The 7,634-nt window shown below is 62.8% G+C and carries 7 protein-coding genes; 6 read left to right on the top strand and 1 reads right to left on the bottom strand.

All coding sequences use genetic code 11. The annotated features are described in order from the left end of the window. Positions 1 to 115: 115 nt before the first annotated feature. Positions 116 to 1,063: a LysR family transcriptional regulator gene (locus N0Q91_RS19585; protein ID WP_275597258.1), complete on the bottom strand. Its 948-nt coding sequence runs from the start codon at positions 1,061 to 1,063 to the stop codon at positions 116 to 118. 251 nt (positions 1,064 to 1,314) lie between these two features. Here N0Q91_RS19585 and N0Q91_RS19580 point away from each other — a divergent pair, with 251 nt between their 5' ends. From N0Q91_RS19580 to N0Q91_RS19555, 6 genes are read left to right on the top strand one after another with little or no spacing between them, the layout of a single operon-like run. Next, a complete protein-coding gene (locus N0Q91_RS19580; RefSeq protein WP_275597257.1) occupies positions 1,315 to 2,520 on the top strand; it encodes a beta-hydroxybutyrate-binding protein in 1,206 nt (401 codons plus the stop codon). An 11-nt stretch (positions 2,521 to 2,531) separates the two neighbouring features. After that, positions 2,532 to 3,320, top strand: coding sequence for an ABC transporter ATP-binding protein (locus tag N0Q91_RS19575; protein ID WP_275597256.1), 789 nt, complete (start codon positions 2,532 to 2,534; stop codon positions 3,318 to 3,320). Beyond that, positions 3,317 to 4,018: an ABC transporter ATP-binding protein gene (locus N0Q91_RS19570; protein ID WP_275597255.1), complete on the top strand. Its 702-nt coding sequence runs from the start codon at positions 3,317 to 3,319 to the stop codon at positions 4,016 to 4,018. The genes N0Q91_RS19575 and N0Q91_RS19570 overlap by 4 nt, the downstream gene beginning before the upstream one ends. A gap of 3 nt (positions 4,019 to 4,021) precedes the next feature. After that, positions 4,022 to 4,909, top strand: coding sequence for a branched-chain amino acid ABC transporter permease (locus tag N0Q91_RS19565; RefSeq protein ID WP_018099717.1), 888 nt, complete (start codon positions 4,022 to 4,024; stop codon positions 4,907 to 4,909). Position 4,910: 1 nt separating this feature from the next. After that, positions 4,911 to 5,903: a branched-chain amino acid ABC transporter permease gene (locus N0Q91_RS19560; protein ID WP_086017539.1), complete on the top strand. Its 993-nt coding sequence runs from the start codon at positions 4,911 to 4,913 to the stop codon at positions 5,901 to 5,903. Positions 5,904 to 5,950: 47 nt separating this feature from the next. Continuing rightward, positions 5,951 to 7,546 (top strand): GMC family oxidoreductase, encoded by a 1,596-nt coding sequence (locus N0Q91_RS19555; protein ID WP_275597254.1) that lies wholly within the window; start codon positions 5,951 to 5,953, stop codon positions 7,544 to 7,546. Positions 7,547 to 7,634 lie beyond the last annotated feature (88 nt).

The raw sequence follows: 7,634 nt of genomic DNA, 5'->3' as shown, positions 1-7,634 counted from the left end.
GAGTGTTTATTCCTGCGTCTGCGAACCGGGCCGGAAACCGGCAGGCGGGGCATCCATTTTGGGACCCTCGCATCCGGAAAGGCCCTGCGTTTGCCTCGCCTATATGGTTAACGAGCTATTGACGTTCAAGAACCCGTCGTGGACCGGTCGATGCGAGCGCCGTCTCACGCAGGAAGCAGCCTCGGTTTTCGGCCGCGGCATCCACCAGGAAATCCCGTACGGCCCTCACCCGGGGTATCGCGATCAGATCGCGGTGGCAAATCAGCCAATAGGTCCGTTTCAGCTCGATTTCATCCGGCAACACAATCTCGAGGTTGGGTTCGTCCTGCGCCATGAAGTGCGGGAGCACGCAAAGACCTAATCCCTGGCGCACCGCCTTCAACTGGGTGAGGATGCTCGAGCTTTGAAAATGGGCGCGCAGCCCCGGCTGTATCTCGCCCAGATAATCGAGCCCCGGCGTGAAGATCATGTCGTCAATATAACCGACGAAGCGGTGGGAGCCGAGATCGCTGCGTGTGCGGATCGGCGGCTGACCGGCGAGATAGCTGCGTGCCCCATAGACATGCAGCGTATAGGGCGTCAGCACTTCGGCATGGTAAGCTCCGGCTTTCGGTGCGGCAAGCGCCACCGCGATATCGGCCTCCTTGCGCGACAACGACATGATCTGTTGGATCGCCACGAGCTCGAGCGAGATGTTCGGATAGCGCTCGGCGAACTCCCCAAGCCGGTCCGCGAGGAAGAAGTTGCCGAAACCCTCGAGCGTGCTCAGCCGTACGACACCGCGTTGCGCCGTCATGCCGTCGCTGATGTCGAGCTGCAGTTGCTCCGTCTCCCGCTCCATGCGCTCGGCCGTTTCGACGAAGCGTTGGCCCATGGTCGTCAGCACGTAGCCGCGGGGGTTGCGCTCGAAGAGCTTGACCTTGAGTGCGAATTCCAGCCGGTCGATGCGGCGCGAGACGGTCGCGTGGCTCGTCCGCAGGCGTCGCGCTGCCGTCGAGAGCTGGCCCGTTCGCGCGACCGCGAGGAAGAACTGCAGATCGTCCCAGGTAAAATTCGGATTCATGTCCCTCCCCTTCTGTTCAAAAATGAACAGATGCTGTTTGCAATTTACGGGTCGACCGACTTGCTTCCAAGCAGAATTTTCTGGATGGTAAACATCGCGGCCGACATTTGAGGAGCATGTCTGGTCAAATTTGAACAGAGCGATGTGGGGAGGCGGCCGAGGTCTCGAAAGGACACGGCTGAGCCCTATGTGTATCCGCACGGCGGCTTCGCATCGCCCTTTAGAACATAGAACCTTTGGGAGGAGGACAAATGCACAAGAAACTGATCGCCACGCTCGCAATGGTGCTCGCCGGCAGCACCGCCGCCCTTGCCGACGCATCCGACGGCAAGGTCAAGATCGGCATTCTCAACGACCAATCCGGCGTCTATGCCGATTTCGGCGGCAAATCCTCCTACGAGGCGGCACTGATGGCCGTCGAAGACTTTGGCGGCAAAGTGCTCGGCGTCCCGGTCGAGGTGGTGACCGCCGACCATCAGAACAAGCCCGATATCGCCTCCAACATTGCGCGGCAATGGTACGACACCGAGCAGGTCGACAGCATCATGGAGCTGACCACCTCCTCCGTTGCGCTTGCCGTGCAGGCGATCTCGAAAGAAAAGAAGAAGATCGACATCGTCACCGGGGCCGCAACGACGGAGCTCACCGGCAAGCAGTGCAGCCCCTACGGCTTCCATTGGGCCTATGACACCCACTCGCTCGCGGTCGGCACCGGCGGCGCGCTGGTCAAGCAGGGCGGCGACAGCTGGTTCTTCCTGACCGCCGATTATGCCTTCGGCTATTCGCTGGAAGAGAACACCGGCAACTATGTCAAGGAGAACGGCGGCACCGTCGTCGGAGCCGTCCGCCATCCGCTTGCCACCACCGATTTTTCCTCCTTCCTGCTGCAGGCCCAGTCCTCGGGAGCCAAGGTGATCGGTCTTGCCAATGCCGGTCTCGACACCTCGAACACCATCAAGCAGGCGGCCGAGTTCGGCATCGTCCAGGGCGGGCAACGCCTGGCGGCCCTGCTCTTTACGCTGGCCGAGGTCCACGGTCTCGGCCTCGATGCGGCGCAGGGGCTGACGCTCACCGAAGGCTTCTACTGGAACCGCGACGAGGAGAGCGCCAAGTTCGGCAAGCGCTTCATGGAGCGCACCGGCAAAATGCCTAATATGGTTCATGCCGGCACCTACTCGGCCGTACTGCAATATCTGAAAGCGATCGAGAAGGCCGGAACCGACGAGACGGAAGCTGTCGCCAAAGAGCTGCACGCTCTTCCGGTCGACGACGTCTTTGCGAAGAACGGGACGGTCGCGCCGAACGGGCGGATGATCCACGACATGTATCTTCTCGAGGTCAAGAAGCCGGACGAGAGCAAGGAGCCCTGGGACTACTTCAAGGTTCTCGCGACCATTCCCGGCAAGGAAGCCTTCATCGACCCGGCCCAGAGCGGCTGCGAGCTCGTGAAGTCCTGACCGGCAAGACGATGACCGTCGCCATGCCTTTGGAGAATCGAGCGCCGCGGGTGGTACTGTCCGCCCGCGGGCTCCGCCGCGACTTCGGCGGCTTCACCGCCGTCAAGGACGTCGACCTCGATATCCATCATGCCCGCGTGCATGCGCTGATCGGCCCGAACGGGGCCGGCAAGACCACCGTCTTCAATCTCCTGACGAAGTTCCTGCAGCCGAGCCATGGCACGATCACCCTGCTCGGCGAGGACATCACCAGGACCGCGCCCGACAAGGTCGCCCGCATGGGTCTGGTACGCTCGTTCCAGATCTCGGCGGTGTTCCCACACCTGACCGTGCTCGACAATGTCCGCGTCGCGCTGCAACGGCCGAACCGCCTTGCGACGCAGTTCTGGAAATCCTTGTCGTCGCTCGACACTCTCAACGGCAAGGCCGAGCAGCTGATCCGTTCCGTCGGTCTCGACAAGGAGGCGAACGCCCTCGCCGCGGACCTCTCCTACGGTCGCAAGCGCGTACTCGAAATCGCCACGACGCTGGCGCTCGAGCCGAAGGTTCTGCTCCTCGACGAGCCCATGGCCGGCATGGGGCACGAGGATGTCGGCATGGTCGCCGAGATCATCCGCGAAGTGGCGCGCGAGCGCGCAGTGCTGATGGTCGAGCACAATCTCTCGGTCGTCGCGACGCTCTGCCATCACGTCACCGTCCTGCAGCGCGGCGAGATCCTCGCGGAAGGCGACTATGCGACGGTCTCGGAGGATCCGCGCGTCCGCACAGCCTATATGGGCACGGAGGAGGCCTCCAGATGAAACCGCTTCTCAAGGTGGCCGGCCTTAACGCGTGGTACGGCGAAAGCCACGTCCTGCATGGCGTCGACATGACCGTCGGCGAAGGCGAAATGGTCACGCTGCTCGGCCGCAACGGCGTCGGCAAGACGACGACCCTGCGCGCGATCATGGGGATCGTGCGCGAGCGCAGAGGTGAAATCAGCTTCGCCGGCGAGGATCTGATACACGTGCCTCTCCACCGCGTCGCCCATCGCGGCCTGGGATTCGTCCCCGAGGAGCGCGGCATCTTCTCGACGCTTACCGTCTACGAAAATCTCCTGCTGCCGCCGGCGGTCGCGAGAGGCGGCATGACGATCGACGAGATTTTCGAGCTTTTTCCCAATCTGCACGAGCGCCGCAACAGCGCCGGGACCAAGCTTTCCGGCGGCGAGCAGCAGATGCTGGCGATCGCCCGCATCCTGCGGACCGGAGTCCGGATGATGCTGCTCGACGAGCCGACCGAGGGGCTTGCTCCGGTGATCGTGCAGCGCATCGGCGAGGTCCTGAAGAAGCTGAAGGAACGCGGCATCACCGTTCTCCTGGTGGAACAGAACTTCCGTTTCGCGAGCAAGGTCGCGGACCGCTTCTACCTGATGGACCATGGGCGTGTGGCCGGCGAGTTTCCGGTTTCGGAGCTTTCCGCGCGCATGGACATGCTGCATGATGTGCTCGGGGTGTAGGCCATGACGATGATTTTCGGAATTCCACTCCAGGCCTTCCTCGGGCAGCTGCTGATCGGGCTCATCAACGGCTCCTTCTATGCGCTCCTGAGCCTCGGCCTCGCCATCATCTTCGGGCTCCTGCGCGTCATCAACTTCGCCCACGGCGCGCAGTATATGCTCGGCGCCTTCATGGCCTGGCTGCTGCTCTCCTATTTCGGCATCGGCTATTGGCCGGCGCTCATTCTCGCGCCCCTTCTCGTCGGCCTCATCGGCGCCGTTATCGAGCGCACGATGCTGAGACGGCTCTACACGCTCGATCCGCTCTACGGCCTTCTCTTCACCTTCGGCCTGGCGCTCACCATCGAAGGCACCTTCCGCTATCTCTACGGCGCGTCCGGCCAGCCTTATGCGACGCCGGCGCTGCTGACGGGCGGGGCCAATCTCGGCTTCATGTTCCTGCCTATCTATCGCGGCTGGGTCATCGTCTTTTCGCTGGTGATCTGCCTCGGCACCTGGCTCATGATCGAGAAGACCAAGCTCGGCTCCTATCTGCGCGCCGCTACGGAAAATCCGGTCCTGGTGCAATCCTTCGGCATCAACGTGCCCTTTCTGCTGACGCTGACCTACGGGCTCGGCGCGGCGCTCGCCGCAATTGCCGGAGTTCTCGCGGCGCCGATCTACCAGGTCTCGCCGCTGATGGGATCGAACATCATCATCGTCGTCTTCGCAGTGGTCGTCGTCGGCGGCATGGGCTCGATAATGGGCGCGATCGTCACCGGTTATCTGCTGGGTATCGCCGAAGGACTGACCAAGGTCTTCTATCCGGAGGCCTCCAACATCGTGATCTTCGTGATCATGGCCATCGTTCTCCTGCTGAGGCCCGCGGGTCTCTTCGGTCGGGATGCTTGATATGACGCTGACACTCGAACTCGCGAAGCAGAAGGAACGCTCGCCGGCCATCGTTCAGACGGTGTTTCTCGGCGTCGGCCTTGCCTGCCTGCTGCTTGCGCCCCTGTTCTTCTACCCCGTCTTCCTCATGAAGATCCTGTGCTTCGCGCTCTTTGCCTGCGCCTTCAATCTGCTGCTCGGCTATACCGGGCTGCTCTCCTTCGGCCATGCCGCCTTCTTCGGCGGCGCGGCCTACTTCACCGCGCATGCGGTCAAGGAATGGGGCGTGCCGCCCGAACTCGGCGTCCTCCTCGGCGTCGTCGGCGCTGCACTTCTCGGCGCGGTCGTCGGTTTCTTCGCGATCCGCCGGCAGGGCATCTACTTCGCCATGATCACGCTGGCGCTGGCCCAGATGTTCTATTTCTTCTGCCTCCAGGCCGGGTTCACCCGCGGCGAGGACGGCATCCAGTCGGTGCCCCGCGGCCATCTCCTCGGGTTCATCGATCTCTCGCAGCCGACGAACATGTATTATTTCGTGCTCGCCGTCTTCGTCATCGGCATCGCCATGATCTGGCGGATCATAAATTCGCCCTTCGGCATGATCCTGAAGTCGATCCGCGAGAACGAGACGCGCGCGATCTCGCTCGGCTACTCGGTCAGGAACTACAAACTCGCAGCCTTCGTGATGTCGGCGGCGCTTACCGGGCTTGCCGGCGGTCTGAAGGCACTCGTCTTCCAGTTCGCGACGCTGACCGACGTCAGCTGGCAGATGTCCGGTGAGGTCATCCTGATGACGCTTCTCGGCGGCATCGGAACGCTGATCGGGCCGCTCTTCGGCGCGGGTCTCGTCGTGACGCTGCAGAACTATCTGGCGACGTCGGAATTTCCGGTCACGATCATAACCGGCATCGTCTTCATGGTCTGCGTGCTTCTGTTCCGCCGCGGCATCGTCGGCGAGTTCTACAACTCCCGGCTTGGCCGCAGGCTCGGCTTCGAGCATCGACACAAGCATTGACCATGCATCGGTCCGAACCACGTCGGGCCTCGACATAGAGAAAACCAATGGACACGTTCGACTTCATCATCGTCGGAGCGGGCAGCGCCGGCTGCGTGCTCGCCAACCGCCTGTCGGAAAACCCGGACCACCGCGTGCTGTTGCTCGAGGCCGGCGGCAGCGACAATTATCACTGGATCCACATTCCGGTCGGCTATCTCTATTGCATCAACAATCCGCGCACCGACTGGTGCTTCACCACGGCGGCGGAGGAGGGACTCAACGGCCGGTCTCTCGGTTACCCGCGCGGCAAGGTGCTCGGCGGCTGCTCCTCGATCAACGGCATGATCTACATGCGCGGGCAGGCGCGAGATTACGACCTCTGGCGCCAGCTCGGCTGCCCCGGCTGGAGTTGGAACGACGTGCTGCCGTTCTTCAGGAAATCCGAGGACCATTATCGCGGCGCCGACGACATGCACGGCGCAAGGGGCGAATGGCGGGTCGAGAAAGCGCGAGTCCGTTGGGCGGTGCTCGACGCCTTCCAGAAGGCTGCGACCGAAGCGGGCATTCCGGAGACCGACGATTTCAACCGCGGAAACAACGAGGGCTCCGGTTATTTCGACGTCAACCAGCGGTCTGGCATCCGCTGGAATACGGCCAAGGCCTTCCTGAAACCTGCCAGGAACCGGCGGAACCTTACGATCCTGACGAAAGCCCATGTCCGCCGGCTCATTCTCGAAGACGGCCGCATCGCCGGCGTCGAGTTCCAGCATGACGGAATCACGAAAAGCGCCCGGGCGCGCCGCGAAACCGTGCTTTCGGCCGGGGCGATCGGCTCGCCGCATATCCTCGAACTCTCCGGAATCGGCCGGCCCGACGTGCTGCGCGAAAACGGCATCGAGGTCCGCCACGAGCTGCCCGGTGTCGGCGAAAACCTGCAGGACCATCTGCAATTGCGTCTCGCCTACAAGGTGACCGGCGTTCCGACGCTCAATGAAAAGGCGACTTCACTTTTCGGCAAGGCCGCGATCGGCCTCGAATACCTTGTCCGCCGCTCCGGCCCGATGGCCATGGCGCCGAGCCAGCTCGGTATCTTCACGCGATCGGGCCCGGAGAAGGAAACGCCGGACCTGCAGTATCACGTACAACCGGTGACGCTCGAAAAATTCGGCGAGCCGGTACACCCCTTTCCCGCCATCACCGCGAGCGTCTGCAATCTGCGGCCGGAAAGCCGCGGTTCCGTACATCTGAAAGGGCCGGATTTCGCCGCGGCGCCGGACATCCGCCCGCGCTACCTGACGGCCGAGGCCGACCGGGACGTGGCCGTGAAGTCGATCCGGCTCACCCGCCGCATCGTCGCGCAGCCCGCCTTCGCCCGCTACAATCCCGTCGAGTTCAAGCCCGGGTCGAACTGCGAGACGGACGAGGAGCTGAAACGCGCGGCAGGCGACATCGGCACGACGATCTTCCATCCCGTCGGTACCTGCCGCATGGGTGGCGACCCCGATAGCGTCGTGGATCCCGAGTTGCGGCTGCGCGGCATTGCCGGCCTGCGCATCGCCGATGCCTCGATCATGCCGACGATCACCTCCGGCAACACCAATTCTCCGACGATCATGATCGCCGAGAAGGCGGCTCAGATGATCCTGGCAGGGGGGCGCTAGAGCACTTCCAGGAAAAGTGTGTAACGGTTTTCCGTCCCGAAGTGCGTTGGATTAAATGGTTGGGCATTTCAGCGTTTCCATGAAACCT

It is taken from the genome of Sinorhizobium prairiense (assembly GCF_029201645.2).
Taxonomy (GTDB): Bacteria; Pseudomonadota; Alphaproteobacteria; order Rhizobiales; family Rhizobiaceae; genus Sinorhizobium; species Sinorhizobium meliloti_A.
Note: the sequence above shows the minus strand (reverse complement) of the source record. Positions and strands in the feature narration are given on the sequence as shown.

Coding starts and splice junctions, on each gene's coding strand:
- N0Q91_RS19585 (WP_275597258.1), bottom strand. CDS start 1,063: ATGAATCCGAATTTTACCTGGGACGATCTGCAGTTCTTCCTCGCGGTC.
- N0Q91_RS19580 (WP_275597257.1), top strand. CDS start 1,315: ATGCACAAGAAACTGATCGCCACGCTCGCAATGGTGCTCGCCGGCAGC.
- N0Q91_RS19575 (WP_275597256.1), top strand. CDS start 2,532: ATGACCGTCGCCATGCCTTTGGAGAATCGAGCGCCGCGGGTGGTACTG.
- N0Q91_RS19570 (WP_275597255.1), top strand. CDS start 3,317: ATGAAACCGCTTCTCAAGGTGGCCGGCCTTAACGCGTGGTACGGCGAA.
- N0Q91_RS19565 (WP_018099717.1), top strand. CDS start 4,022: ATGACGATGATTTTCGGAATTCCACTCCAGGCCTTCCTCGGGCAGCTG.
- N0Q91_RS19560 (WP_086017539.1), top strand. CDS start 4,911: ATGACGCTGACACTCGAACTCGCGAAGCAGAAGGAACGCTCGCCGGCC.
- N0Q91_RS19555 (WP_275597254.1), top strand. CDS start 5,951: ATGGACACGTTCGACTTCATCATCGTCGGAGCGGGCAGCGCCGGCTGC.